Raw genomic sequence first — 26,353 nt, forward strand, 5'->3', positions numbered from 1 at the left:
CTGTCACGACTTCTTTCGGTCAATCTCGTGTCTTCGTCGAGCCGTGCTCCGCGGTCCAGCCGCCGTTCACCGTCCGTACAGGCGGCCCGGGCGAACTGGAGCCAACTTGTCCAGACAAGTTCTGCCTGGCAAGTGAAACCCCCCTTAGTCTCCGGGAGAGACCGTGTTCAGTTCCTCCGCCCGTCGCGGTGCGGCCGTTCTGCTCGGCGCCGCTGTCCTCACCACCCTCAGCGCGTGCGGCGCCGCTCCTGACCAGCCCGCCGCCACCGCGGCCGACGGCAAGGGCAAGACCCAGCCGGGCACCGCCACCTCGGTCGCCGACCTCGGCGGCATGGAGGCCCTCGTCGCGGCCGCCGAGAAGGAGGGCAAGCTCAATGTGATCGCGCTGCCCCCGGACTGGGCGAACTACGGCGAGATGCTCAAGGCCTTCCAGGCCAAGTACCCGAAGATCAAGGTCACCAGCGAGAACCCGGACGCCTCCAGCTCCGACGAGATAGCCGCCGTCAAGTCCCGCAAGGGCCAGGACCGCGCCCCCGACGTCCTCGACCTCGGCATCGCCTTCGCCCGCAGCGGAGCCACCGAGAACCTCTTCGCCCCCTACAAGGTCACCGCCTGGGACAAGATCCCCGCCTCCCAGAAGGACGCGGACGCCCGCTGGTACAACGACTACGGCGGCTACGTCTCCATCGGCTGCGACGCCGCCCGCGTCCCCACCTGCCCGCAGACCTTCGCCGACCTGCTCAAGCCCGAGTACAAGGGCAAGGTCGCCCTCAACGGCAACCCGACCAAGTCCGGCTCCGCCTTCGGCGGCGTCTACGCGGCCGCCCTCGCCAACAAGGGCTCCTTCGCCGACATCCAGCCCGGCATCGACTTCTTCGGACAGCTCCGCAAGAGCGGCAACTTCATCCCCGTCGAGTCCACCCCGGCCACCGTCGAGAAGGGCGAGACGCCCATCTCGATCGACTGGGACTACCTCAACGCCGGCTACGCCGAGCAGTTCAAGGGCAAGGGGGTCGACTGGAAGGTCGCCGTCCCCACCGACGGCGTCTACGCCCAGTACTACTCGCAGGCCATCAACAAGGAAGCCCCCCACCCGGCGGCCGCCCGCCTGTGGATGGAGTTCCTGTACAGCGCCCAGGGCCAGAACATCTGGCTCAAGGGACACGCCCGCCCGGTCCTGCTCCCCGGCATGACCCAGGACGGCACCGCCGACAAGGACGCCGTGGCCAAGCTCCCCCAGGTCCAGGGCACCCCCTCCTTCCCGGCTTCCGCCGAACTCGACAAGGCCAAGGCCACCCTCGCCGAGAAGTGGGACAAGGCCCTCAGCTGATGTCCGCCCCCACCACCACCCCTCACCCGGTGAGGACCGCCGGCGGCACCACCCGCCGCCGGCGGCGCGGCCCGCGCACCTGGCTCGCCGCCCTCCCGCTCCTCACCTTCACCGGGCTCTGCTTCGGCATCCCCCTCGGCGCCATCGCCTTCGGCGCGGTCACCCGCACCGACCCCGCCACCGGCGCCACCCAGGTCACCGGCGAGCACCTCGCGCGCTCCCTCCAGGGCCCCTACCTCGGCTCGCTCGCCGGCAGCGTCCAGCTCTCCGCCCTGACCGCACTGCTCGGCGGAGTGCTCGGCGTCCTCATCGCGCAGGCGCTGGTCACCTCCCGCTCCACCGCCCTGCGCTCGGCGGCCCTGACCGCCTCCGGCGTCCTCGCCAACTTCGGCGGAGTGCCGCTCGCCTTCGCGTTCATCGCCACCGCGGGGATCTCCGGGGTCGTCACCCAGCTCGCCGACCTCACCGACCTCGGCTGGAACCTGTACTCCTTCACCGGACTCGCCGTGGTCTACCTGTACTTCCTCATCCCCCTGATGGTGATCGTGATCGTTCCGGCGCTGGACGGGCTGCGCCCGCAGTGGCGCGAAGCCGCCCAGAACAACGGGGCGAGCGGATGGCAGTTCTGGCGCCACGTCGGCCTGCCCGTGCTCGCGCCCTCCCTGCTCGGCGGCTTCGTCCTGCTCTTCGGCACCGCCTTCGCCGCCCACGCGACCGCGGCGGCCCTCGTCGGCGGCTCCGTCCCGCTGGTGACGCTGAAGATCGCGGACGCCCTCTCCGGCAACGTGCTCACCGGCCAGGAGAACGTGGCGCTCGCCCTCGGCCTCGACATGATCCTGATCGCCGGCCTGGTCATGGCGGTCTACCTGCCCCTCCAGCGACGGAGCGCCCGATGGCTTCGATGACCGACACCGCCCCGCGGACCCGCGCGGCCGAGGGGACGAAGGCCCGCCGGCGCCCCCGCCCCCGGGTCTGGCGCGGAGCCGTACTGGCCCTCGCGGGCGCGTACTTCCTGCTCCCGCTGATCGCCTCCTTCGTCTTCACCGTGCACGTGCCCGGCCAGGGGATCAGCTTCGAGGCGTACACCCGGCTGCTCGGCGCCGAGGGCTTCACCGAGAGCCTGCTGCTCTCCCTCGGCCTGGCCGCCGCCACCATCGCCCTGTGCCTGCTGCTCGCGGTGCCCGCGCTGATCGCCGTACGGATCGGCTCGCCCAGGCTGCGGCCCGTGGTGGAGGTGATGTGCATGCTGCCGCTGGTGGTGCCGCCCATCGCCCTGGTCACCGGCATCACCACCGTGCTGCGCTGGGGACCCGAACACCTGTCGCGGACCCCGCTGTACCAGACCTTCCTCGCCGTGCAGAACGAGAAGTTCCCCGTGGTCCTGGTCCTCGCCTACACGGTGCTGGCCCTGCCCTTCGTCCACCGCTCCCTCGATGCGGGCCTGCGCGCCGTGGACGTCCCCACCCTGGTCGAGGCCGCCCGCAGCTGCGGGGCGAGCTGGCCCTACGTCGTCCTGCGCGTGCTGCTGCCCAACCTGCGGGCCTCGCTCGCCGGAGCGTCGTTCCTCACCCTGGCGCTGGTCCTCGGCGAGTTCACCATCGCCTCGCTGCTCGGCTTCAGGCCCTTCGCGGTGTGGATCGTCTCCATCTCCGGAGCCCAGGCCCGGATGTCGGTGGCCGTCTCCATCCTCAGCCTCCTCATCACCTGGCTGCTGCTGCTCGCCCTCTCGCGGGCCGGAACCACCTCCTCCACCGTGGCCCCCGCCACCTCCCGCAAGGAGCCCTGACTCACATGTCCACCATCCTTCCCGCGGCCAGGAAGCCGGAAGGCTCCGCAGACGCCCCCACCGGCGCGCGCGTCGAATTCCGCGGACTGCGCCGGGCCTTCGGGCCCACCGTCGCCCTCGACGGACTCGACCTGAGCGTCGAACCCGGCGAACTCCTCGCCCTGCTCGGCCCGTCGGGCTGCGGCAAGACCACCGCGCTGCGCGTCCTCGCCGGCTTCGAACAGCCCGACTCCGGCGAGGTCCTGGTCGACGGAGAGGACATCACCCGGGTCCCGGCCAACCGCCGCGACGCCGGGATGGTCTTCCAGTCGTACAGCCTCTTCCCCAACCTCAACGCCCGCGAGAACGTCGCCTTCGGCCTGCGCGTGCGCAACGTGCCGGCGGCCCGCCGCCGCGAACGCGCCGCCGAACTCCTCGACCTGGTCGGCCTGCCCGAGCACGGCGACCGCTACCCGCACCAGATGTCCGGCGGACAGCAGCAGCGCGTCGCGCTCGCCCGCGCCCTGGCCCTGCGCCCGCGCGTACTGCTGCTCGACGAACCGCTCTCCGCCCTGGACGCCAAGGTACGGGCGAACCTGCGCGAGGAGATCCGCAGGCTCCAGCTCTCCCTCGGCATCACCACCGTGTTCGTCACCCACGACCAGGAGGAGGCCCTGTCCATGGCCGACCGGGTCGCCGTGCTCAACGCCGGGAAGCTCGAACAGTGCGCCGCCCCCGCCGAACTCTACGAGCGGCCCGCGACGCCCTTCGTCGCCGAGTTCGTCGGCACCATGAACCGGCTGCCCGGCCGGCTCACCGGCTCCGGCCTGGTCGAGGTGGCGGGCACCCGCCTGCCCGTCGACGGCCCGGTCCCCGCCACGCCCGAGGTGGAGGTGCTGGTCCGCCCCGAGAACCTCACCGTGGCCGCCGACACCGAGGGGAGCGCCACCGTGGTGTCGGCCTCCTTCTTCGGCGCCGTCACCCGCCTCCACCTCGAACTGCCCGGCGGCACCCGGGTCAAGGCCGACCTGCCGTCGCGGGAGGCCGCGGAGCTGGCGCCGGGCGCGCGGGCCGACGTACGCCCGGCCGAGCGGCCCGTGCTCGTCGTGGCGAGGACCCCGTGAACGGACCGGCCGCCGTGCTCTTCGACATGGACGGCACCCTCGTCGACACCGAAGTGCTGTGGTGGCGGACCACCGAGGAGAGCGCCGCCCGGCTCGGCCACCGGCTCGGACCGGCGGACGCCCCCGAGGTCGTCGGCCGCGCCGTCGCGGACACGGCCGCACACCTCGTACGGACCGCCGGCGCGGGAGACCCCGACGCCGTGGCCGCCGAACTCACCGAGGGCTTCTTCCGCCGGGTCGCCGCCGGGGCACCCCTGCGCCCCGGGGCCCGGCGGCTGCTGACCGCCCTGGAGGCCGAGGGTGTGCCCTTCGCCCTGGTCAGCGCCTCGCCCCGGGTGGTGGTCGACCAGGTCGTGGGGGGCGCGCTGGCCCGCGTCCCCTTCGCCTTCACCCTGTCGGCCGACGACACCGTACGGACCAAGCCCCACCCCGACCCGTACCGGGCGGCGGCCGAACGCCTGGGCCTGGCACCGGGGGAGTGCGTCGCGGTGGAGGACTCCCCGGACGGCGCCGCCTCGGCCGAGGCGGCGGGCTGCCCGGTCCTGGTGGTGCCCTCGCTGCTCGAGGTACCGCCCTCGGCGGCCCGTACCTTCGCGGCCTCCCTCGAGGAGGTCACCCCGGAGGTCCTGCGCGGCTGCACCGGCGCCGGGTCCGCCGCCTAGCCGGGTCCGCCGCTCAGCCGGGTCCGCCGCTCAGGCGGACAGGACGAGCAGCTCCAGGATGCCCTCGGCGTAGGCGACGGAGACCGACCCGGACCCGGTCTCCAGTAGCCCTATCAGCAGCGGCAGGCCGGTCCGCACATGGGCCGCGACCTGCCCGTACAGGCCTGCCCCGTACGCGTCCCCGTCGTCCTCGGCGCTCAGCAGGGACAGCAGTGTCCACAGCAGCGCCTCGCGGGTCGCCAGCCGGGGCGGGCCGGCCGACCACACGGCCATCAGCACCGCACAGGCGGCCGGCGCCGGGGGCCACAGCCGGGCCCCGGTGAACACGTGCCCCTGCAACGCGTGGAACGCGGCCGGATGTCCCTCCGCCGCGTCCCACAGGGCGCCCTCCAGGTGCTCCGCCGAGCGGCCGCAGCCGCAGGTGACGCCCGCCCAGTCGGCCCGCGCGAGCTCGGCCCGCACGCCGTCCGGCACCAGTGGGCTGCTGCGCTGCTGCTTGTCCTTCCCTCTCATGAGGCCCAAGTATGGGAGGGGGCGGGGGCCGGGTCGAGCGGGCCCGCCCGGAGCGTGCGCCCGCATGGCAGGCTGAGGCCCGTGAACGAGGCAGCGCACGCACCGAAGGAAGCCCCGGAGCCCCGCCGGGCCGCCGGCCGGACTCCGCTCTACCTGAAGGTCGCCGAGGACCTGCGCGGTGCCATCACCGCCGGGGAGTACGGATCCGGGGCCCGGCTCCCCGCCGAGGACGAACTCGCCCGCCGCTACGCCGTCTCCCGGGGCACCGTCCGCCAGGCCCTCGCCGCGCTGCGTACCGACGGCCTCGTCACCTCCCGCCGCGGCACCCGCCGGGTGGTGCTCGGCGGGCCGGGGGAGGAGAACGCCGCCACCGAGCTGCGCAGCTTCACCCGGTGGGCGCGCTCGCTGGGGCAGGAGCCCGGCGGGCGGACCGTCACCGTGGGCCCGGGCACGGCCGACGCCGAGGAGGCGGAGCAGCTGCGGATCGCCACCGGCGCGCCCGTGTACCGGGTGCTGCGGCTGCGGACCCTGTCGGGGGCGCCGGTGATGGTGGAGCGGACGACGTACCCGCAGGCGGTCGGCGCCCTGGTGGCGGCGATGCCGCTGGACACCGCCTCGTACTCCGAGCAACTGGCCCTGCACGGGGTCCTCTTCACCGACGCCCACCACACCATCGACATCGCGCCCGCCGACGCCGAGGACGCGCGCCTGCTGGGCTGCCGGGCCGGGGAGGCGCTGCTGCGGGAGCGGCGGCGCTCCACCGACCCGGCGGGCACCCCGGTGGAGTGGTCGCAGGACCGCTACCTGCCGGGGACGGTGGCCTTCACGGCGCACTCGACGGCGACCAGCGCCCTGGGGCGCCGGCTGCGGCCCTGAACCGGAAGACACCCCCTAGGTGAGGAGGAGCCCCGCCAGCAGCGGCCGGAAGTGCGCGAAGTCCGGGGTCGCCATCAGAGGGTCCTTGGCCTGCTCGTCCCACCGGCGCACCGCGACCGCGTCGGCCGCCCCCGGCAGCGCTTCGAAGGCCCGTGCCTGCTCCGGCGTCATCGGCCCGCCCTGCACGCGCAGGGTGTGCACCGACGCCTCCGAGAGCAGGGCGGCGTAACCGGGCTCGGCCGTGCAGAGGTACCGCTTGGCGGCGACGTGCAGCCGTACCGGCCCGGTCACCTCCGGCCCGAACCAGCGGGCCAGCCAGTCGGCCCCGGTGTGGCCGTGGCGGTTGTCCCGGCCCTCCTCCATCAGGTCGCGGCCGGTCACCGTCCCGTGGAAGTGCCCGACGTCGTGCAGCAGCGCGGCGGCCACCAGGTGGGCGGGGGCCCCGGCGGCCTCGGCGAGGGCGCCGGCCTGGAGCATGTGCTGGGCCTGGGTCACCTCCTCGCCGAAGTACTCGGCGCCGCCCTCGCCCTCGAAGAGCTCCGCCAGCAGATCGAGGGGACCGGGGCCGGCGCCCGGCGCGCGGTCGGCGGCGTTCACGCGGCGGCTCCTTCGCGGCGCAGCACGGCCAGGGCGGAGCCCAGCCCGTCGAGGTCGGCGTACGCCCCTTGCAGGTGCCGGCCGCCGGACTCGGCGAAGGCCGTACGGGCGTGCAGCAGGCGGGTGTTGTCGAAGACGAGGCAGTCCCCGGGCGCGAGCCGGAAGTCGAGGCGCAGTTCCGGACGGAGCAGCAGCTCGCCGAAGCGCCGGTAGGCGGCGTAGAACTCCTCGAGGACCGGGGCGCTCCCGTGGAGGGTGCCGAAGGAGCGGTTGTTGTACCGGATCTCGCGGATCCGCCCGAGCGGGTCGACGTCGATCAGGGGCCGCTGCGCGCGCAGTTCGGTGCGGGTATCGGTGAAGGAGAACTCCACGGGCACCCGGGTCAGCACGCCGAAGGCCCGCGGATCCTCCTCCCGCAGCAGCGCGGCCGCGTGGAAGCCGTCGACCAGACCGGAGTCCCCGCCGAGCGCCTCGTTGCGCAGGCAGTGCAGCATCTGCACGGTGGGCACCGGGTCCCGGTACGGGTTGTCGGTGTGCGGGCCGATCGCCGCTCCGGTGAAGGCCAGGTTGTTCGGCCCGGCCTCGACCCGGACCTCGAAGAGCTCCCCGTAGTTCGTGCGGCGCACGAAGCCGAAGGTCTGCGCCACGTCGAGCACCATCCGGTCCCGGCAGGGCACGCCCCGCAGCAGGACGAAGCCGAGCCGCCGCACGCTCTCCAGCGCCCGGATCCGTACCGCCCGGTCGCCGGTGTAGGCGTCCCACGAGGCTCCGGGCAGCCGGCCGGTGAGGTCGGCGGCGGTCCACAGCTCCTTGTCGGCCTCGGTGCGGCCGTCGCCCCCGGAGCCGCGCGGGCCGCCGGGGGAGTGGGCGTCGAGCCAGGCGGCCGGGTAGCGCGAGCGGTGCCCGTCCGGCTCCCACACCACTTCCCACGCGGGCCCGCCGTCACCGGGCACCTCGCGCACGGCGCCGGGGGCCAGTCCGGCCGGCAGGTCGGTGATCTGGAACAGCTTCTGGCCGGTGCGCGGATCGCGGCAGTCGCCGCAGGGGCAGTTGTCGCGCAGCCAGGGCGCGGGCGCATCGGTGATCGCCGTCGAGGACATCGGGACTCCCGTCGTCATAAGTTGTATATACAACTCTGGTCCGGCGGCATGCTGACAGCCCCGGATGACCGCGAAATGACGCCGAGGTGGCCGCAGCGGACCGCAACCGGAACCGGAACCCGGGTGCCTTCGTCTGATCCCGCGTGTGGATGAAGCGAAGGATCCTGGCCCTGTTGTTCGCCCTGCTCGCGACCCAGCTGGGGTCGCTGATCAGCCCCGCCTACGCGTGCGGCTGCGGGGCGATGGTCCCCGACGGGGCCTCCCGGATCGGGGTCGACCGGGAGAGCTCCGTCGTGCGCTGGGACGGCCGGACCGAAGAGATCGTGATGCGCTTCACCGTCGACGGCGACGCCCGCCGCGCGGCCTGGATCATGCCGGTCCCGGGCCGGGCCACCGTGGAACTCGGCAACCCCGGCCTCTTCCCCCAGCTGAGCGAACTCACCCGGCCCGAGCACCGCACCCGTACGTACTTCTGGCCGCGCGCCGCCGACTGGCCCTTCTCCTCCGGACGCCTGGACGGTGCGGGCGCCCTCCTGCCGGGCGCCGGCGCCCCGGTCGGCGTGGTCGGCCGCGAGCGGCTCGGCGACTTCGACGTGGCACGGCTGACCGCCACCGACCCCGAGGCCCTGCGCACCTGGCTCGAGGACAACGGCTTCAGGCTGCCCGAGCGGCTCGCCGCCGAACTGAAGCCGTACGTCGACCAGAAGTGGGAGTACGTGGCCGTCCGCCTCGCCCCCCGGGAGCCGGGCAGGCCCCTGCACGGCGAACTCGACCCGCTGCGCATCCGCTTCGACAGCCCCCGCCTCGTCTACCCGATGCGGCTGTCCCGGCTGGCCCTGACCCCGCAGTCGCTCAGCCTCTACGTACTCGCCGACCACCGCATGGAGCCCGGCTCCGCGATCGGCGGCGCCGCACCCGAGGTGACCTTCGCCGGGACCGTCACCCCGACGGGCGCGCTGGGCGAACTCACCGGCGGCAAGAAGGTGTTCCTCACCGCGATCGACCAGAGGTTCCCGGACCCGGCAAGCATCGACGGGGACCACGAACTGCGCGCCACCGCCAAGGACACCCCCTACCGGCGGGCCGTCTACCACGACGAACTCCTCACCGCGGGCGGCGTCCCGGTCTGGCTGCTGACGGTGGGCGGCGCGCTGGTGGCGGTGGCGGCCGCCGCCGTGTTCCTGGCGACGCGCCGGCGCCGCCCCCGGTCCCCCTCGGGGCAGCGGGGAATTGCGCTTGACCTGCGCTGATCCCGCTGACACCGTCTGGGCCATGATCACCCCCTCCTCCCTCCCCGGCCTGCCGGCCTCCTCCGTCTTCCGCGCGCACGACGGCACCGAACTCGCCTGCCACACCAGCGGGGACGGCGCCCCGCTGATCTGCCTGCCCGGCGGCCCGATGCAGGACTCCGCCTACCTCCGCGGCCTCGACGGCCTCCTCCCGCACCGCCGCCTGGTCCGGCTCGACCTGCGCGGCACCGGCCGCTCGGCGGCTCCCGAGGACACCGCCTCCTACCGCTGCGACCGCCTCGTCGACGACGTCGAGGCCCTGCGCGAGCACCTCGGCCTGGAGACGGTGGACCTGCTCGCGCACTCCGCGGGCGCGAACCTGGCCGCCCTGTACGCCGCCCGCCACCCCGGGCGCGTCGGCAGGCTCCTCCTGGTCACCCCCAGCGTCTTCGCCGTAGGCATCCCCATCACCGGGGACGACCGGCTGGAGACCGCGCGGCTGCGCGCCGCCGAGCCCTGGTTCGCCCCGGCGTACGCGGCCCTGGAGGAACTCGTCGCGGGCCGGGCCACGGCCGACACCATGCAGGAGATCGCCCCCTTCTGGTACGGCCGCTGGGACGATGCCGCCCGCGCCCACCGGGCCGCCGAGGCCGGGCAGAAGAACCACGAGGCCGCGGCCGCCTACGGAGCGGAGGGCGCCTTCGACCCGGACGCCACCCGCAAGGCCCTCGCGGAGCTCGCCGCGCCGGTGCTGCTGCTCGCCGGCGAGGCCGACCTGGCGGCCCCGCCGAGCGCGGTGGCCGCGTACGCCGACCTGTTCCGCGGCGCCGAACTCACCGTCCAGCCCGGCGCCGGACACTTCCCCTGGCTCGACGACCCGGCCCGCTTCGCCACCGCGACCGCCGCCTTCCTGAGCTAGCCCGCTCGGGTCAGGGCCAGTGCCGCGAGGGCGTCCGGGGCGCCGGCCTGGCCCCGGATGCCGGGGAAGGCGTTGATGTCGACGATGAGGGGCCGGCCGCCGCCGGTGTCGATGACGTCCACGCCGTAGACGTCCAGGGCGAAGGCCGCCCCCACCCGCAGGGCCAGTTCGGCCCAGCCGTCGGGGAGCCGGCCGAGGGCCCGGGCCGGTTCCTTGCCCCCGGCGGCGAGTTCGGAGCGCCGCAGGCCCGCGAAGACCCGGTCGCCGATCACCCACAGTTTGTGGTCCCAGCCGGTGTTCGGCGCGAAGGACTGCACCACCACCGGCTCCGGCTCCCGGCCGGCGGCCAGTTCGCGGAGCCCGCCGGGGCCGTCGACGCGGGCGACCAGGTCGTCCTTGCGGCTGAGCCGGCTCTTGACCACCACCGGCCAGGCCGGCTCCGCCGAGGCCTCCAGCGCCGCGAGCGAGGCGAAGGTGCGGGTGGCGGCGAAGGGGAGCCCGGCCCGCAGGGCCAGTTCGGCCATGGCGGTCCGGTCCTGGCAGCGCTCGGTGGCCGCCGCCGAGTTCAGTACGGGCGCCCCGCGCCGCTCCAGCTCCCGGGCCAGGGCCAGCGCCGAGGGGGTCCGCGCCTTCAGCAGGTATACGTCGGCCCGTGCCCCGGCCGCGGCAGCGACCCCGGCCCCCGGGTCGAGCACCCGCACCTCGTGCTCCGGCGCGAGCAGAGCGGCGGTGGCCGCCAGCAGCGGATGCCCCGGGTCCGGGGTGATCAGGCCGACCCTCACGCGCCGTCCCCCGCGCCCACCTGGAGCGGAACGGCCACCGGCAGGGTGTACGACCGCGCGCCCGGGCCGGGCACGGGCACCGGGCGCCCGCCGCCGCCCGCCCGCGCCAGGTCCAGTACGGCGCGCGCGACCCGCGCGGCGGCGTCCGGCACCTGGCGGAAACTCGGGAAGTCGTTCACGTCGACCACGACCGGCCCGTCGGGGCCCAGCACCACGTCCACCCCGTACAGGTCCAGCCCGTACACCTCGCCCACCCGGGCGGCGATCTCCGCCACCTCGGCCGGCAGCGGGACCCGGCGCTCGCGGACGGCGGCGTCCGGGTGCAGGGGGGAGCGGCGCTCGGTGGCGTACAGCTCCCCGCCGACGCAGTACACCTTGATGTCGGTGCCGGAGTTGGGGACGTAGGGCTGCGCGATGAGCATGCCCTCGCCCGCGAGCGCGGGCAGCAGCGCCGCGAGCCGGTCCGGCGAGGGCACCAGGTGCACGCCCCGCCCCGAGCTGCCGTCGGCGGGCTTGACGACGAGCGGGTACGCGGCGTCCGGTATGCGGGCGAGGAGTTCGGGCCGGGCGAGCGCGTAGGTGGGCGGCAGCGGCAGGCCCCGGGCGCTGCCGAGGGCGGCGGCCAGCGCCTTGTCCCGTACGCCGCGGATCGCCCGGGCGTCGTTGACGGTGGTCGTCCCCGCCGCGGCAGCGGCTTCGAGGAGGGTGAGCCCCGGCCCGCCGGACACCGTCTTGAGCACCCAGGCGTCGTGCGCGCCGGCCCGGACCAGCCCGTCCATGCGGAGCAGGGAGCCGCCCGGGCGCACCACGTCCACCTGGTGTCCCCATGCGGTGAGTTGTCCGATCACCTCATTGGGCATGCCGTCGTGGCGGTAGTGCTCCTCCACCAGGAAGCAGAGCCTCATGGACCTTCCCCATATTCCCCGGACGTCCGCCGCCGATCCCGTCCGGCGAGTTGTGACGTCACAGGATGCCACGGCATAGCCCCGAAACCGCTCCAGAAGGAGCCTAAGTGGGCGCTACTCAGCGTGATGTTTATCAAGACCTTTCCTAAACGATCACCAATCCTCTTATAGTTGTGCCTCGTTGCCACAGGAACCCTCTCTTCCATTTACGCCCGGTTTGAGGCTTTGATTGATGACGGCGTCGCCCTCCCCCCTCCGCCCCTCCGCGCTCGCCCTGCTGTTGACAGCGGTGGCCGCGGGCGCAGTGTCCACGGCGGCGGTGGCCGCGGCCCCGTCGGCCGTCCGTACCCCCCTCGCCTGGTTCTCCTTCTCCGGCGCGCTGCTGCTCGCCGTCGCCGCCTGCGCCGTGACCTGGTGGGCGCACAGCGCCCGGCTGCTGCGCGGCCGGCTCACCGCCCTCGCCGGCGAACTCTCCGCCCGTGACGCGTACATCGCCCGGCTGACCGCCGACGCGGCCCGCGACGCGGCGGCCCGCACCGCCGAACGCACCCGGCTCACGGCCGAGCACGCCGCCGAGGTCGAGCACCTGACGGCCGCCCGCAGCGCGGACGTGGAGCGGCTCACCGCCGCCCACACCGCCGAACTCGACGGCCTCACCGCCGCCCAGCTGGCCTCCCGCGAGCGGCTCGGCGAAGAACTGCGCCGCGCCCAGTCGGGCCGGGCCGCCGCCATGGCCGCCGCCGCCAACGCCGCCGGCCGGATGCAGGCGCTCGCCACCGGAATGCTCGCCGACCTACGGGAGATGGAGCACAAGCACGCCGACGAGGAGGTCCTCGGCGACCTGCTGCACCTCGACCACCGCACCGCCCAGGCCGGCCGCCTCGCCGACTCCATCGCCATCCTCACCGGAGCCCGCTCGGGCCGCCGCTGGGCGAAGCCGATCGTCATGGAGTCCATCCTGCGCGGCGCCATGGGCCGCATCGGCGGCTACCAGCGGGTCCGGCTGCACTCCACCAGCGAGGCCGCCGTCGCCGGGCACGCCGCCGAGGGCGTCATGCACGCCCTCGCCGAACTCCTCGACAACGCCGCGAACTTCTCGCCGCCCACCGCCGAGGTCCACGTGTACGTGGAGGAGGTCCCGGCCGGCATCGTCATCACCGTCGAGGACAGCGGCCTCGTCATGAGCGAGGTCCAGCTGCGCCGCGCCGAACAGGCCGTCACCGCCGAGTCCCTGGACCTCGCCGGGCTCTCCGGCACCCGCCTCGGACTCGCTGTCGTCGGCCGCCTCGCCCGCAAGCACGGACTGACCGTCTCCTTCCGCCCCTCCGCGCGCGGCGGCACCGGCGCGCTGATGATGATCCCGGAAGAGCTGGTCAGCCACGCCCCGGCCGAACCCGTGCCCGCCCCGGCCCTCCTGACGGCTCCGGCTCCCGTCCCCGTACCCGCGCGGCGCACCGAGGCGGAGCCCGCCCACGACACCCCCGTAGACTCCGAGGACCCCGAAACCACCGGCCAGAACCCGGTGCTCGGCGACAGCGGACTGCCCCAGCGGCGGCGCGGCCGGACCCTGGCCGCCGCCCACCCTGAGGGGCCCGACGCCGTGAGCGCGGCGGCCCGTACCCCGGCCGCCCCCACCGGCGCGTCCCGCTCCGCCGCCCGCTTCGGCAGCTTCCGCCAGGCCGTACGCGCCGCCGCGGCCCCGGCGCAGCAGCAGCCCACGAACCCCCCGCACCCGGAAGGCAACGACACCCCATGACCGGCTCCACCACCGACGAGACGCTCAGCTGGCTCCTGGAAGGGCTCCTGGAGCGCACCCCCGGGGCCCGGCACGCCCTCGTGCTCTCCCGCGACGGCCTCAAGCTGTGCCGCACCCCCGAGCTCTCCGTCGACCAGGCCGACCAGCTCGCCGCGATCGCCGCCGGCATCCAGAGCCTGTCCCACGGGGCGTCCATCGAGTTCGGCGACGGCACCGGCGGGGTCCGCTCCGCCATGGCCGAGTTCTACGGCGGGATCCTCTTCATCGTCGAGGCCGGCGAGGGCGCGCACCTCGCGCTCGTCGCCGCCGAGGACGCCGACGCGGGCCTCGTCGGCCACAACATGTCCGAGCTGGTGGAGCAGCTGAGCGAGCATCTGATCGCCCGGCCCCGGGGTTGAGCCGCGGCAGGCCGGGCCGGGACGACTCCCCGGACCGGCTGTACACGCTCACCGGCGGCCGGAGCCGCTCCGGCAGCGACGCCTTCGACCTGGTGACCCTGATCGTCGCCGAATGCGACCCGGTGCCCGGCATCCAGTCCGAGCACGCGGCGATCCTGCGGATGTGCCGCTTCCCGACGGCCGTGGTGGAGGTCGCGGCCGAACTGGGCCTGCCGGTCTCGATCGTACGGATCCTCCTCGCCGACCTCCTCGCCGCCGGGCGCATCAGCGCCCGGCACCCGCGCGTCACGACGTACCGCCTTCCCGACCCCGACATCCTGGAGCAGGTGCTCGTTGGACTCCGCAACCTCTGACCCGGGCGAGCCCCGGCAGGCCCTCAGCAGCACCGCCGACAACGGCCTCAAGATCGTGATCGTGGGCGGCTTCGGCGTCGGCAAGACCACCATGGTCCGCTCGGTCAGCGAGATCCGCCCGCTGAACACCGAGGAGACGATGACCAAGGCGGGCGAGGCCGTCGACGACACCGACGGGGTCAACGCCAAGACCGCCACCACCGTGGCCTTCGACTTCGGCCGGATCACCCTCGACGCCCACAACGTGCTCTACCTGTTCGGTGCCCCCGGCCAGGAGCGGTTCTGGTTCCTGTGGGACCGGCTGTTCTCCGGCACCCTCGGCGCGGTCGTCCTCGTCGACACCCGCCGGCTCGCGGACTCCTGGTACGCCATCGACCGCCTCGAGCACCACGGCACGCCCTTCGTCGTCGCCTGCAACGACTTCGGCGGCCCCGCCCACAGCCCGGAGCAGATCCGCACCGCCCTCGACCTCCCCTCCGAGGTGCCCCTGCTCTTCTGCGACGCCCGCTCCCGCACCTCCAGCAAGCAGGTGCTCATCTCCCTCGTCGAGCACCTCCAGCACATCCAGCAGCTCCCGCACCAGCAGCACCACCGCCAGCCGGCCGTCCCGCACACCATCCCGGAGCCCACCCCGTGACCACCCCCGAGCCCCAGCCCGTCTACCTCGGCGGCCCCCGCTTCCAGAGCGACCCCGCCGAGCTGTACCGGGAGATGCGGCGCGACCACGGCGCCGTCGCCCCGGTCGTCCTCGACGGAGACGTCCCGGCCTGGCTGGTCCTCGGCTACCGCGAACTGCACCAGGTCACCAGCGACCCGCAGCTCTTCTCCCGCGACTCCGACCTGTGGAACCAGTGGGACCGCATCCCCGCCGACTGGCCGCTGCTCCCGATGATCGGCCGCAAGCAGCCCTCCATCCTCTACACCGTCGGCGAACGCCACCGCGAGCGCGCCGCCGTCATCTGCGACGCGCTGGAATCCGTCGACCCCTTCGAACTCAAGGGCCACGCCGAACGCTTCGCCGACGAGCTGATCGACCGGCTCTGCGGCAAGGGCGAGTGCGACATCGTCGGCGAGTACGCCACGCTCCTGCCTCTGCGCGTACTCGCGAGCATCTACGGATTCTCCGACGCGCAGGGCCCCGGCCTCGTCACCGCCATGAACGACATGATCAACGGCCGGGAGGGCGCCCTGGACGGCCAGCGCCACCTCGCCGAGTCCATGTACGCGCTGCTCGCCGCCAAGGCCGCCGCGCCCGGCCCCGACGTCGCCTCCAGGATGCTGGCCAACACCGCCGGGTTCACCGTCGACGAGATCGCCCAGGACCTGATGGTGATGATGGCCGCCGGCCACCAGCCCACCGCCGACTGGATCGGCAACTCGCTGCGCCTGATGCTCACCGACGACCGCTTCGCCGCCTCCCTGGCGGGCGGCCGGCACAGCGTCGGCGAAGCGATGAACGAAGTGCTCTGGGAGGACACCCCGACCCAGAACGTCGCCGGCCGCTGGACCACCCGGGACACCCACCTCGGCGGCCGGCGCATCGGCCGCGGCGACCTGGTCCTGCTGGGCCTGGCCGCCGCCAACGGGGACCCGCACGTACGCACCGACGCGGGCGCCCTCACCGGCGGGAACAACGCCTTCTTCTCCTTCGGCCACGGCGAACACCGCTGCCCCTTCCCGGCCCAGGAGGTCGCCGAGGTCATCGCCCGCACCGGCATCGAGGTCCTCCTCGACCGGCTCCCCGACGTCGACCTCGCCGGACCCGCCGACGCGCTCACCCGGCGCCCGTCCCCCTGGCTGCGCGGCCTCAGCGCACTCCCCGTGACCTACACCCCGACCCCCGCGCTTGGAGCCACCCGATGACGTGCCCGATCGACCACACCCCGGCCGCCCCCCTCACCCTCGACCCCTTCGTCACCGACCTCGACGCCGAGAGCGCCGCGCTGCGCGCCGCCGGTCCGCTGGTCCGGGTCGTCCTCCCCGGCGGCGTCGGCGTGTACGCCGTCACGCACCACGCCGAGGCGCGCAGACTCCTCACCGACCCCAGGGTCGTCAAGGACATCGACGTGTGGGGCGCCTGGCAGCGCGGCGAAATCCCCCTGGACTGGCCCCTCATAGGCCTCGCCAACCCCGGCCGCTCCATGCTGACCGTCGACGGGGACGAGCACCGCCGGCTGCGCACCCTCGTCGCCCAGGCCCTGACCCCCCGCCGGGTCGAGCGGCTGCGCGCCGGCATCGAGGCCCTGACGACCGGGATGCTCGACCGCCTCGCCGCCCTCCCGGCCGGCGGGACGGTGGACCTGAAGGCACACTTCGCCTACCCCCTGCCGATGAACGTCATCAGCGAGCTGATGGGCGTCGACACCGCTGAACACCCCCGCCTGAAGGCCCTCTTCGAGAAGTTCTTCTCCACCCAGACCCTCCCCGAAGAGGTGCCGCAGATGATGGCGGACCTCGGCGCCCTCTTCTCCCGGATCGTGGAGTCCAAGCGGGCCACCCCCGGCGACGACCTCACCAGCGCCCTCATCGCCGCCTCCGAGGACGGGGACCACCTCAGCACCGAGGAGATCACCAACACCCTCCAGCTGATGGTCGCCGCCGGGCACGAGACCACCATCAGCCTGATCGTCAACGCCGTCGTCGCCCTCGAGACCCACCCCGAGCAGCGGTCCCTGGTCCTCAAGGGGGAGGTCCCCTGGGAGGACGTCATCGAGGAGACCCTGCGCTGGTCCACCCCCACCTCGCACGTCCTCATCCGCTTCGCCACCGAGGACATCGAGGTCGGGGACCGGATCCTGCCCCAGGGCGAGGGCCTGATCGTCTCCTTCGGGGCGCTGGGCCGCGACGAGGCCCAACACGGCGAGAACGCGGGCGAGTTCGACATCACCCGCACCCCCAACCGGCACATCGCCTTCGGCCACGGCCCGCACGTCTGCCCCGGCGCCGCCCTCTCCCGCCTGGAGGCCCTCGTGGCCCTCCCGGCCCTCTACGCCCGCTTCCCGGACCTCTCGCTGGCCGTCGGACGCGAGGAGCTGCGCAACAAGCCGATCCTCACCCAGAACGACCTGTACGACCTCCCCGTGCGGTTGACTGCGACCGCAGGCTGACCACAAGATCCATCTCGCAGACGACGACCTGCCGCGGCCCGCTGCCTAAGTTTGACGTCATGAACACCCGACGCCGGACCGCGGCCGCCGCGGCCTTACTCGCCCTCCTGCTCCCCGTCCCGCTCATGGCGGCCTCCACCGCCTCCGCCGCACCCGCGGCAGCCGCGGACACCCGCCCGGTGGGGGCCGAACTCCCCGCCCCCACCGGCCGGTTCGCGGTCGGTCAGGAGGACCTCCACCTGACCGACCGCAGCAGGACCGACCCCTGGGCGCACACCGGGCCCCGCGAGCTGATGGTCACCCTGCGCTATCCGGCGCAGCGCGGCACCGGCCGGGCGCCCGCGCCGTACATGAGCACCGAGGAAGCCCGGCTGATCCTGGCCGACAAGCAGCTGGACCAGCTGATCGACCCGGCCGTCTTCGCCGCCACCCGGGCCCACGCCCGCGTCGGCGCCCGGCCCGTCCAGGGCCGCTACCCCCTGATCGTGCTCTCGCCCGGCTTCACCGTCCCCCGCGCCACCCTCAGCTCCCTGGCCGAGGACCTGGCCTCGAGGGGCTACGTGGTGGCCGCCGTGGACCACGCCTACGAGAGCGCCGCCACCGCCTTCCCCGGCGGCCGGATCCTCACCTGCCTGGCCTGCGAACAGACGCAGGGGCCGGGCGGGATCGAAGCCGTCACCGAGGTCCGCGCCCGCGACGTGTCCTTCCTGCTGGACCGCCTCACCGGCCGCCACCCGGCCTGGCGCCACGCCGGCCTCGTCGACCGCGGCCGCATCGCCATGGCCGGCCACTCCATCGGCGGCGCCGCCGCGCTCCCCGCCATGGCCGCCGACCAGCGGATCCGCGCGGGCATCGACATGGACGGCACCCTGCCCGAGCCCTACCCCGCCGCCGGGATCGGCGGCCGCCCCTTCATGCTGTTCGGGTCGGCCGCGAGCGTCCCCGGCGACCAGCGCGGCAACTGGTCCGGTCCGTGGCCGCACTTCGACGGCTGGAAGCGCTGGATCACCCTCGACGGCACCGACCACTTCGGGCCCACCGACTTCCCCGCCATCCGCGACCACGTCGGCCTGCCGCACTCCGAGGCACCCCTCTCCGGCCCCCGCGCCATCGAGCTGACCCGGCGCTACGTCTCGGCCTTCTTCGACCAGCACCTCAAGGGCGAGCGCCGGCCGGTCCTGAACGGCCCCTCCGCCGACACCCCCGAGGCCCGCTTCCACAACCCCGGCGGTGGCACTAGCTCCGCGGAACGTCCTTGACGAAGACGATCCCGTCGCTGTCCGCCAAGTGGGCCGGGTCGAAGGGGGCGTAGCCGAACCAGGGGGACACGCGGGGCGCGGGCCGCGTGTCGCCGAGGGCGGTGGCCAGCCGTGGGGCGTCGATGACGCTGCTGTCCTCCGGGAGCGCGTACAGGAGTCCCTCGAGCGTGTCCGGCGGCGGCGCGTCCACACCCCGGTGCCGGATGGTGCCGAGGGCCGTCGCCACGAAGGCGTACTCCTCGCCGAGCCGGGCGCTCACCAGCGCACCGGCGCTCCACCACTCCAGCGGCGTCCCGCCCATCCGCATCGTGCTCTTCTCCCGCTGGAGATGGGAGTTGTGGGCGTGGACGAGGGCAGGGCCCCGGGCGGCGACGGCGAGGAGGTTGTGGGCCATCATCTGGGCCCGCACGCTCACCAGCCAGGCCATACGGGACGGTGAGGTGTCGGCCATCCGGTAGTGGTAGCGCAGCAGACCGGTCGCGGTGCGCCCGTACAGCCGCGCGCGGTCCCACTCCTCCCGCGAGGTCTCCGCGATCAGGTGCGGCGTCTGCGCGTCGAGCAGCGCCACCAGATCATCGGCGAGCAGCCGCAGTTCCCTGGCCCCGTCCGACTGCCCCACGGACCGGGCCGGGTCCCTCATCGCGGCGGGTTCGGTCCACCGGTCGTCGGCGCCGATCAGGCGGTCGAGCGCGTCCCCGGAGCAGGGGAGCAGGTTCGCGTCCACCCGGGCCGCGAGGTACTCGTGGAGCGCGGTCAGGGCCTGGCGGGGGCTTGCGGCGCCGGTCATCTCCAGCGGGCCGTCGACACCGGCGAAGCGGAGCCGCTCGGACGCGGGCCGGCCGTCGTTGTGGGCGCGCATCCAGGCCACGAGCTCGCGGTTGGCCGCGGAGGCGCCCCAGCCGTGGCTGAATCCGTGTTCCATGACCTCGTCGAGCGTGCCCGTGCCCGAGGTGACGTAGTCGTCCACGACCAGGCCCGCCACGCAGTCGCTCTCGATCGCGATCGTCCGGTAGCCCTCCTGCTCGACGAGCTGCCGGAAGAGGTCGTTGCGCAGGTCGAGCAGAGTGTCCTCGCCGTGGGTGGGCTCGCCCAGGGCGAGCAGCCGGGGCCGGGCCGGGAGCAGCCCCATGACGGAGGCAGCCTGGACGGCATGGGCGGTGTGCTTGATGTCAGTCGCCATGCCTTCAACGCTATCGTTGAACCTTCGGTTGAAACTTTTCCGCGATACCGTCGCCACCATGGGACGGAACCTTCAAAACGGTGAGCGGCTCAGGCCGGTGGATCTGGCGCGCGGGCACGGCCTGTCCACGCAGGCGGTCAGGAACTACGAGGAGGCCGGCATCCTTCCGGCCGCCGGTCGCACACCCCACGGCTACCGCACCTACACCTCGCTGCACGCGGGGGCCCTACGCGCGTTTCTCGCCCTGGTGCCCGGCCACGGCCACCAGACGGCGGCGTCGATCATGCGGGCCGTGAACCAGGGAGGGGCCGAAGAGGCGCTGCGCCTCATCGACGAGAGCCACGCCCAGCTCCTCGAGGACCGGCGGACCCTCCAGGCCGTGGAGAGCGCCCTGAGCGACCTGGAACCCGCCACGGAGCCCGAGCCCGGAGGCACCTTCATCGGGCCGCTGGCGGGGAAGTTCGGAATCCGGCCCGCGACGCTGCGCAAATGGGAGCGCGCCGGGCTGGTGCGCCCGCGCCGCGACCCGCGGACCGGGTACCGCGTCTACGACGAGGCCGACGTACGGGACGCCCGGCTGGCCCACCAGCTCAGGCGGGGCGGCTACCTGCTGGAGCAGATCGCCCCGCTGATCGCTCACGTACGGGCGGCCGGCGGGCGGGAGCCGCTGGAGGCCGCGCTGTCCGGCTGGCACGCCCGGCTGTCCGCCCGCGGGCGGGCGATGCTGACCGGGGCCGCGGAGCTGGAGGCGTACCTCCGCGAGCGCGGATGAGATACCGGTCGCAGGGGCGCCGGCCGCCGGGTCGCCGGTCGCCGGTCGCAGGCCGAAGGGCCGCCGGCGCCGGGGCGTAACCGCCGGGCGGATCAGGGCCGTCCGGCCCTGATCCACCCGATCCCTACACCGGGACGGCCACGAAGGTCCGGCCGGACTCGTTCTCCACCAGCACCTCCCTGACCTGCGCCGGGTCCACGGCCGCCGAGCCGTCCAGGGCCGCGCCCTTGCCCTCGCCGTGCTCCGCCGTACCCACGACCCAGCCGCCCGCCACGGACCGCGTACCGTCCTTGGCGACCACCACCAGCCGGCACCGCTCACCCGCCGGCACCCCGGTCACCGCCGCGTGCACCCGCACCCACTTGGCCGCCGGCGTCAGCTGTACGGTCATCCGCGCACCCGTGCCCGCATCCGTCGCGGAGGCCACCCTGGTCCCCGCCACCGGCGGCGAAGGCGCCGCGGACACCGTCGGCGTCGGCGGCGGGGGCAGCGCCCGGGCGCTGCCCGTGTCCCCGCCCAGCTGGGCCCCGGCCCAGAACACGGCCGCCAGTGAGGCGGCCGCGGCCAGACCCGCCAGCCCGGCCCGCCGCCGCGCACCCGCCGCCCGCTCCCCGCGCACCTGCCGCAGGGTCCGCTGGAGCATCAGGTCGCCGCCCTGCGGCGGCCCGTCGAGGAAGGCCTCCTCGGGCACCTCGCCCAGCGCCCTCTCCATCTCGCGCAACGCGGCCACCTCCTCCCGGCACCGCACGCAGCCGTCGACGTGCTCCTCGACACGCCGTACGTCCTCCTGCTCCAGGACACCGAGCACGTACGGGCCGAGCAGTTCCTCCTCGTGCCGCTCCCGGTTCACGCCACCACCTCCCGCAGTCCGCCGGGCTGCTGGGGCGGCCGGCCTGATCCTCTGTTCCTCGCGCCGTCACCGGCGCCGTCCCCGAACACCTCGCGCAGGGCCTTCAAGGCGTAGTGCGACCGTGACTTGACCGTCCCCGCGGGGATGCCGAGGCGGTCGGCCGCCTCGGCGACGCTGTGCTGGCGGTAGTACAACTCCGTCAGCACGTCCCGGTGTTCCGGCGAGAGCCGGTCCAGGGCGCCGAGCACCGTCATGGCGTCCACCACCGCGTCCGCGTGGTCCCCCTCGACCGGGGGAGCGGCCGCCGAACCGGAGACCTCGGGCGGCCGTGCCGCCTTGGCCCGGTACCGGTCCGTGATGATGTTGCGGGTCACCGTGAGCAGCCAGCCGCGCACCGAGCCCTTTCCGTTGACCAGGACCTCGGAATGCCGCCAGGCCCGGATCAGCGTCTCCTGGACGACGTCCTCGGCGGCGGCCCGGTCACCGGTCAGCCGGGTGGCGTACGCGAGCAGGGCGTTGCCGTGCTCCTCGTAGACCGCCCTGATCAGCGCCTCGTCGGTCGAGCCCCGCCGCGTGCGGGGCCACAGTGGTCCGGCCATCTCACCCTCTCCGTCCACCTCACGTGGTTCAACTGCTGCAGTGCTGCAGTACTTCGTGCGGTCGGAACACGCCGGGGACGCGCCACCGGTTCACGTGACGTGCGTCACTCATGTCCGGCAGGTGCGGCCCTCGTTGAGGCAGGCGACCAGCTCGCCCATCCGCCCCTCGGTCATCACGTCCACGAACATCGCGTGGTCCGTCTTCGGGCTGTGCCGCTGCTCCGGGAAGGAGTCGAGCGCGATCGGCGCCCCCGGCGGTACCTCGTAGGCCAGCGACAGGCGCAGCTCGGGCACCGGGAACATGCCCTGCGGGCACACCCCTTGCGCGGAGGGGAAGGCCAGGTGCGAGCGGTGGTCGGCGGGGGCCGTGTCCAGCCCGTTCCAGCAGCTGGGGAAGACCAGCGTACGGGTGACCAGGTCGCCGTCCGGGCAGCGCGGGTAGCTGGTGGTGGACCGGCCAGGGGAGCCCGAACAGCCCCAGCGGGCCCGGACGTCGGCCTGCGACCCCGCCGTGTACGCCACGGCGTCCCCGGTCATCGCGCGCAGGAACCGGGGCATCGCCACCACCTTGCCGACCGGACTGCCCCGGAACTCCACGCGCACCGAGGACTCGGGCAGGATCTCGCCCGCGTTGCCGTGCCCGGCCGCACCCTCGTGGGGACGGCCGGCCGGCCGGTCGGTGCGCCGCAGCACCGGCCAGTAGTACGTGGAACGGTCGCCGCCGGCGCAGCTCGTGGCGGCGGCCGCCAGCGAGGCGTCGGTCGACAGGGCGTCCGTCGACAGGTTGCCCACGTACGCGTGCGTGTGGTGGGCGCCGGCCCGCAGCCCCGGCGAGACCACCAGGTTGTCCTCGTTCCAGTGGCCTTCCTCGTTGCGCCCGCAGTCCACCGTCACCGTGCCCGAGGAGGCGTCGGGCCCGGCCGGGACCGCGGCGGGCTCCGGCGGCACGTCGGCGATGTCCACGCGGTCGTCGGCCGCGGAGCCGTGGCGGGGCCCGGCCGCCCGGGAGGCGCCCAGCACGGCGGCGGCCAGCCCGGCGCCCAGCACCAGGCAGACGAGCAGCGCCAGCAGTCGGTTTCCGTTCCCCATGGCGGTCACGGTCGCCGCTGCCGCGCCCGTCCGTCAACCGGGCATCCGCACGACGGAGCACCTGCGCTTTCGTACGTGTGGCGGCCGCTCGCCGGTGAGGGCCGGACCACCGGATCACACCCGGGGCCGGGCGCGTGCGAAAGCCACCGAAATGACCCTGCCGAGGTGCGCGAACACGCCGTCCGAGGATGGCCCGTCCGGTGCTTGTCCGGCCGGGGGCCGCCCGCGAGAGTTCTCCGTATGACACCGGACGAGCTGCTGCACGCCTTCGCCCGCACCCGTGCCTCCGTCGGCGGAGACGAAGTCGTCTACCGGTGGACCGGCCACATCCACTCCTGGGCACCCGAGGAGCCCTACCGCCGGCTCTTCGGCTTCGAGGGCGTCAACGTGGCCCGGCTGGAGGCCGACGAGGAGGGCGGCGGGTACCGGCTGCTCTCCCGCGAGGCCGCCTTCTACCTCGACCCCGCCACTGGAGAGATCCTCGAGACCTGGCAGGGGAAGCCCGTGGTCCACGTGTGGAACGATCCGGCCAACCAGCAGTGGCGCCCCTTCCCCGTCCCGCGCACCGAACTCGGCGACCAGGTCTGCTTCAGCCTCGAGATCCCCCTCGCCTACCCCTCCCCGCTGCCCGTCGCCGACTACCCGCTGAACTCCGCCGACGACACCTACCGGGCCCTGGAACTCTTCCAGTTCTTCACCCCCGCGGCCGCCCTCGCCGGCGACGCCCCGAGCGTCCCCGCCACCATGTCGTGGACCCGGATGTCGCCCTGGCTGCCCTGGATGGAGCAGGGGCAGCGCCCCGGCGGCCTCACCTTCCACTGCCGGGGCGCGAAACTCGGCTCCTACGCCGAGGTCCCCGAACGCACCCGCGCCTACATCGCCGCCCACCACCCGGAGTTCGCCCGCGCCCCCGAGAAGTGGACCGAGCCCAACGAGACCAGCTGGACCTACTTCCGCAAGCTCGATCCCCGCTGACCCGCGGTAACCCCCGGGGAGGGGGAGTGACCCCCAGGGTCCGGACAAGGGTTTTCCCCGTATCGGGTTCATCCCCGCGTTGCCTACTGTCTGCCCACCGGCGATCTTCCGCACCCCCGGGCGGCCCCGCACCAACCCCACATGGTGTGAAACGACCGCGGACGCGCTGACCGCCGGTACGCCGTTGCCCTGCCCCGCCGTCGCGGCCGGACAACGTGGCGTGCGGCGGTGGCCGGGGCGGGTTCGACCAGCCCGCCCAGGCCCCGCAGCCGCCGGTTCACCTCCCACACTGCACCGACCGGCCGCTCCGGCCTGCCCGGAAACGGCCCGTAAAGGGGAACACCGTGCACGCACCCAGACGTCGGCTCATATCCGTCGTGGCCATGTCCGTCACCCTGCTCGCCGGCTCCGCCACCGCCGCGGTGGCCGTGACGCCCGCGAACGACCCGGCGGCCTCCACCCTCCCGGCCGCCGCGGCTCCCGCCAACCCCGCCGCCGCCCCGGTCGAGAACCTGATCGTCGGCTACAAGTCCTCGGCCTCCGAGGCCAGTTCCAACGACGCGGCTGCCGACGACGCCGCCGCCAAGGGCAAGAAGGCCGGCAAGAACGCGAAGTTCGACCGCCGCCTCGGCACCGGAGCCGCCCTGGTCGACGTCGCACCCGGCGAGGCTGCCGACGTGATGGCCCAGTTCCGCGCCGACCCCGACGTCGCCTACGTCGAGGCGGACTCCCGCGCCTACGCGATGGCCACCCCGGACGACACCGAGTACGCCAAGCAGTGGGACCTCTTCGAGCCCACCGCCGGCATGAACGTGCCCGCCGCCTGGGACAAGACCACCGGCTCCGGCGTCACCGTCGCCGTGATCGACACCGGCTACGTGGCCCACTCCGACGTCGCCCCCAACGTCGTCGCCGGCTACGACTTCATCTCCGACTCCACCGCGGCCCGCGACGGCAACGGCCGCGACAACAACGCCGCCGACCAGGGCGACTGGAGCGCGGCCGGCGAGTGCGGTACCGGCTCCAAGGCCAGCGACTCCTCCTGGCACGGCACCCACGTCGCGGGCACCATCGGCGCGGCCACCAACAACGCCAAGGGCATCGCCGGCATCGCGTACAACGCCAAGATCCAGCCCGTCCGCGTGCTCGGCAAGTGCGGCGGCTCCACCTCGGACATCGTGGACGCCATCACCTGGGCCTCCGGCGGCTCCGTCCCCGGCGTCCCGGCGAACGCCACCCCCGCCAAGGTCATCAACATGAGCCTCGGCGGCTCCGGTGCCTGCACCGCCACCTACCAGAACGCGATCAACGCCGCCGTCGCCCGCGGCACCACCGTCGTGGTCGCCGCCGGCAACAGCAACGCGGACGCGGCCGGCTTCTCGCCCGCCAGCTGCAACAACACGGTCACCGTGGCCGCCAGCAACCGCACCGGGGACCGCAGCTTCTACTCCAACTACGGCACGAAGGTCGACGTCGCCGCCCCGGGCGGTGAGACCCGCCGCGCCACCGACACGCCCGGCACCGTCACCACCCCCGAGAACGGCATCCTCTCCACGATCAACGGCGGCACCACCACCCCCGCCGCCGAGATCTACAAGCCGTACCAGGGCACCAGCATGGCCGCCCCGCACGTCGCGGGCCTCGCCGCCCTCCTGGTCGCCGCCAAGCCCTCGCTGACCCCGGCGCAGGTCGAGTCGGCCATCAAGACCAACGCCCGCCCGCTGGCCGGCACCTGCACCGGCGGCTGCGGCACCGGTCTCGCCGACGCGGCCGCGACCGTCAACGCCGTGACCTCCACGCCGGCCACCCCGGCCTTCGAGAACACCGCGGACTTCGCCATCGGTGACAACACCACGGTCGAGAGCCCGATCACCGTCACCGGTGTGACGGGCAACGCCCCGGCCACCCTCAAGGTCGGCGTGAACATCGTCCACACCTACACCGGTGACCTGAAGGTCGACCTGGTCGCCCCCGACGGCACCGTCTACACGCTCCACAACCGGGCCGGCGGCAGCGCGGACAACATCAACCAGACCTACACCGTCAACGCCTCCTCCGAGGTCGCGAACGGCACCTGGAAGCTGCGCGTCAACGACAACGCCGGCGGCGACACCGGCAAGATCGACTCCTGGAGCCTCGGCTTCTGACCCGGTTCGCACCGGATCCGGCGGAGTCCCCAACTCCGTTCTGACGGACCGATAGTACGGACCAAT

Annotated in this window: 27 protein-coding genes; 18 read left to right on the forward strand and 9 right to left on the reverse strand. The window is 74.0% G+C overall.

What is annotated here, in order from left to right; translation table 11 throughout:
* Nucleotides 1-199: 199 nt before the first annotated feature.
* The 5 genes from OOK34_RS26695 to OOK34_RS26715 are packed head-to-tail and all read left to right on the forward strand — an operon-like array spanning nt 200 to nt 4,881.
* The gene (locus OOK34_RS26695) at nt 200-1,330 is read left to right on the forward strand and encodes an ABC transporter substrate-binding protein (protein ID WP_267036921.1); all 1,131 of its coding nucleotides are present in this window, start codon (nt 200-202) and stop codon (nt 1,328-1,330) included.
* Nucleotides 1,330-2,235, forward strand: coding sequence for an ABC transporter permease subunit (locus OOK34_RS26700; RefSeq protein ID WP_267036395.1), 906 nt, complete (start codon nt 1,330-1,332; stop codon nt 2,233-2,235). The genes OOK34_RS26695 and OOK34_RS26700 overlap by 1 nt, the downstream gene beginning before the upstream one ends.
* Nucleotides 2,232-3,116, forward strand: coding sequence for an ABC transporter permease (locus OOK34_RS26705; protein WP_267036922.1), 885 nt, complete (start codon nt 2,232-2,234; stop codon nt 3,114-3,116). Before OOK34_RS26700 ends, OOK34_RS26705 begins: the two co-directional genes overlap by 4 nt.
* A 5-nt stretch (nt 3,117-3,121) precedes the next feature.
* Nucleotides 3,122-4,219, forward strand: coding sequence for an ABC transporter ATP-binding protein (locus OOK34_RS26710; RefSeq protein ID WP_267036396.1), 1,098 nt, complete (start codon nt 3,122-3,124; stop codon nt 4,217-4,219).
* Nucleotides 4,216-4,881 carry an HAD family phosphatase gene (locus OOK34_RS26715; protein WP_267036397.1) on the forward strand — a complete coding sequence of 222 codons (666 nt, stop codon included), beginning with the start codon at nt 4,216-4,218 and terminating at the stop codon, nt 4,879-4,881. The genes OOK34_RS26710 and OOK34_RS26715 overlap by 4 nt, the downstream gene beginning before the upstream one ends.
* A 30-nt stretch (nt 4,882-4,911) precedes the next feature.
* On the opposite strand, the gene OOK34_RS26720 is transcribed toward OOK34_RS26715, so the two are convergent.
* Nucleotides 4,912-5,394, reverse strand: coding sequence for a hypothetical protein (locus OOK34_RS26720; RefSeq protein WP_267036398.1), 483 nt, complete (start codon nt 5,392-5,394; stop codon nt 4,912-4,914).
* Between the two features lie 81 nt (nt 5,395-5,475).
* Here OOK34_RS26720 and OOK34_RS26725 point away from each other — a divergent pair, with 81 nt between their 5' ends.
* The gene (locus tag OOK34_RS26725) at nt 5,476-6,270 is read left to right on the forward strand and encodes a GntR family transcriptional regulator (protein WP_267036399.1); all 795 of its coding nucleotides are present in this window, start codon (nt 5,476-5,478) and stop codon (nt 6,268-6,270) included.
* A 15-nt stretch (nt 6,271-6,285) separates the two neighbouring features.
* Here the strand turns inward: OOK34_RS26725 and OOK34_RS26730 are convergent, their stop codons facing one another.
* On the reverse strand, nt 6,286-6,867 hold the full coding sequence (locus OOK34_RS26730; protein ID WP_267036400.1) for a phosphonate degradation HD-domain oxygenase: 582 nt from the start codon (nt 6,865-6,867) through the stop codon (nt 6,286-6,288).
* Nucleotides 6,864-7,985: a TauD/TfdA family dioxygenase gene (locus OOK34_RS26735; RefSeq protein ID WP_267036401.1), complete on the reverse strand. Its 1,122-nt coding sequence runs from the start codon at nt 7,983-7,985 to the stop codon at nt 6,864-6,866. Before OOK34_RS26735 ends, OOK34_RS26730 begins: the two co-directional genes overlap by 4 nt.
* Before the next feature lie 131 nt (nt 7,986-8,116).
* Between OOK34_RS26735 and OOK34_RS26740 the strand changes: the two genes are divergently transcribed.
* Both OOK34_RS26740 and OOK34_RS26745 read left to right on the forward strand, forming a co-directional pair.
* Entirely contained in the window at nt 8,117-9,217 is a 1,101-nt protein-coding gene (locus OOK34_RS26740) for a DUF2330 domain-containing protein (RefSeq protein WP_267036402.1), read from the forward strand.
* 22 nt (nt 9,218-9,239) lie between these two features.
* Complete coding sequence (locus tag OOK34_RS26745; protein WP_267036403.1) at nt 9,240-10,115, forward strand: alpha/beta fold hydrolase; 876 nt, start codon at nt 9,240-9,242, stop codon at nt 10,113-10,115.
* On the opposite strand, the gene OOK34_RS26750 is transcribed toward OOK34_RS26745, so the two are convergent.
* Nucleotides 10,112-10,897: a RimK family alpha-L-glutamate ligase gene (locus tag OOK34_RS26750; RefSeq protein WP_267036404.1), complete on the reverse strand. Its 786-nt coding sequence runs from the start codon at nt 10,895-10,897 to the stop codon at nt 10,112-10,114. The two genes, OOK34_RS26745 and OOK34_RS26750, sit on opposite strands and share 4 nt — an antisense overlap.
* Complete coding sequence (locus OOK34_RS26755) at nt 10,894-11,802, reverse strand: RimK family alpha-L-glutamate ligase (protein ID WP_267036405.1); 909 nt, start codon at nt 11,800-11,802, stop codon at nt 10,894-10,896. The genes OOK34_RS26750 and OOK34_RS26755 overlap by 4 nt, the downstream gene beginning before the upstream one ends.
* A gap of 232 nt (nt 11,803-12,034) precedes the next feature.
* On the opposite strand from OOK34_RS26755, the gene OOK34_RS26760 reads away from it, so the two are divergent.
* From OOK34_RS26760 to OOK34_RS26790, 7 genes are read left to right on the forward strand one after another with little or no spacing between them, the layout of a single operon-like run.
* Entirely contained in the window at nt 12,035-13,558 is a 1,524-nt protein-coding gene (locus OOK34_RS26760; protein WP_267036406.1) for a sensor histidine kinase, read from the forward strand.
* A complete protein-coding gene (locus OOK34_RS26765; RefSeq protein ID WP_136214855.1) occupies nt 13,555-13,956 on the forward strand; it encodes a roadblock/LC7 domain-containing protein in 402 nt (133 codons plus the stop codon). Before OOK34_RS26760 ends, OOK34_RS26765 begins: the two co-directional genes overlap by 4 nt.
* Nucleotides 13,953-14,309 carry a DUF742 domain-containing protein gene (locus tag OOK34_RS26770; RefSeq protein ID WP_267036407.1) on the forward strand — a complete coding sequence of 119 codons (357 nt, stop codon included), beginning with the start codon at nt 13,953-13,955 and terminating at the stop codon, nt 14,307-14,309. Before OOK34_RS26765 ends, OOK34_RS26770 begins: the two co-directional genes overlap by 4 nt.
* A complete protein-coding gene (locus OOK34_RS26775) occupies nt 14,290-14,946 on the forward strand; it encodes an ATP/GTP-binding protein (RefSeq protein ID WP_267036408.1) in 657 nt (218 codons plus the stop codon). The genes OOK34_RS26770 and OOK34_RS26775 overlap by 20 nt, the downstream gene beginning before the upstream one ends.
* Nucleotides 14,943-16,172 (forward strand): cytochrome P450, encoded by a 1,230-nt coding sequence (locus tag OOK34_RS26780; protein WP_267036409.1) that lies wholly within the window; start codon nt 14,943-14,945, stop codon nt 16,170-16,172. Before OOK34_RS26775 ends, OOK34_RS26780 begins: the two co-directional genes overlap by 4 nt.
* On the forward strand, nt 16,169-17,416 hold the full coding sequence (locus OOK34_RS26785) for a cytochrome P450 (protein WP_267036410.1): 1,248 nt from the start codon (nt 16,169-16,171) through the stop codon (nt 17,414-17,416). Before OOK34_RS26780 ends, OOK34_RS26785 begins: the two co-directional genes overlap by 4 nt.
* A gap of 59 nt (nt 17,417-17,475) precedes the next feature.
* Nucleotides 17,476-18,675, forward strand: a complete 1,200-nt coding sequence (locus OOK34_RS26790) for an alpha/beta hydrolase (RefSeq protein WP_267036411.1) — start codon at nt 17,476-17,478, stop codon at nt 18,673-18,675.
* On the opposite strand, the gene OOK34_RS26795 is transcribed toward OOK34_RS26790, so the two are convergent.
* On the reverse strand, nt 18,653-19,855 hold the full coding sequence (locus OOK34_RS26795) for an erythromycin esterase family protein (RefSeq protein WP_267036412.1): 1,203 nt from the start codon (nt 19,853-19,855) through the stop codon (nt 18,653-18,655). The two genes, OOK34_RS26790 and OOK34_RS26795, sit on opposite strands and share 23 nt — an antisense overlap.
* Nucleotides 19,856-19,913: 58 nt before the next feature.
* On the opposite strand from OOK34_RS26795, the gene OOK34_RS26800 reads away from it, so the two are divergent.
* Nucleotides 19,914-20,627 carry a TioE family transcriptional regulator gene (locus OOK34_RS26800; RefSeq protein WP_267036413.1) on the forward strand — a complete coding sequence of 238 codons (714 nt, stop codon included), beginning with the start codon at nt 19,914-19,916 and terminating at the stop codon, nt 20,625-20,627.
* A gap of 124 nt (nt 20,628-20,751) precedes the next feature.
* Here OOK34_RS26800 and OOK34_RS26805 read toward each other — a convergent pair whose 3' ends face one another.
* The 3 genes from OOK34_RS26805 to OOK34_RS26815 form a co-directional block, all read right to left on the reverse strand.
* Complete coding sequence (locus OOK34_RS26805) at nt 20,752-21,477, reverse strand: zf-HC2 domain-containing protein (protein ID WP_267036414.1); 726 nt, start codon at nt 21,475-21,477, stop codon at nt 20,752-20,754.
* Nucleotides 21,474-22,076 carry a sigma-70 family RNA polymerase sigma factor gene (locus OOK34_RS26810; RefSeq protein WP_267036415.1) on the reverse strand — a complete coding sequence of 201 codons (603 nt, stop codon included), beginning with the start codon at nt 22,074-22,076 and terminating at the stop codon, nt 21,474-21,476. The genes OOK34_RS26805 and OOK34_RS26810 overlap by 4 nt, the downstream gene beginning before the upstream one ends.
* A gap of 108 nt (nt 22,077-22,184) precedes the next feature.
* The gene (locus tag OOK34_RS26815) at nt 22,185-23,165 is read right to left on the reverse strand and encodes a DUF1996 domain-containing protein (protein WP_267036416.1); all 981 of its coding nucleotides are present in this window, start codon (nt 23,163-23,165) and stop codon (nt 22,185-22,187) included.
* A gap of 240 nt (nt 23,166-23,405) precedes the next feature.
* Between OOK34_RS26815 and OOK34_RS26820 the strand changes: the two genes are divergently transcribed.
* A complete protein-coding gene (locus OOK34_RS26820) occupies nt 23,406-24,140 on the forward strand; it encodes a DUF1838 family protein (RefSeq protein ID WP_267036417.1) in 735 nt (244 codons plus the stop codon).
* Between the two features lie 383 nt (nt 24,141-24,523).
* Nucleotides 24,524-26,287 carry a S8 family serine peptidase gene (locus OOK34_RS26825; protein ID WP_267036923.1) on the forward strand — a complete coding sequence of 588 codons (1,764 nt, stop codon included), beginning with the start codon at nt 24,524-24,526 and terminating at the stop codon, nt 26,285-26,287.
* Nucleotides 26,288-26,353 lie beyond the last annotated feature (66 nt).

Source organism: Streptomyces sp. NBC_00091 (assembly GCF_026343185.1).
Classification (GTDB): domain Bacteria; phylum Actinomycetota; class Actinomycetes; order Streptomycetales; family Streptomycetaceae; genus Streptomyces.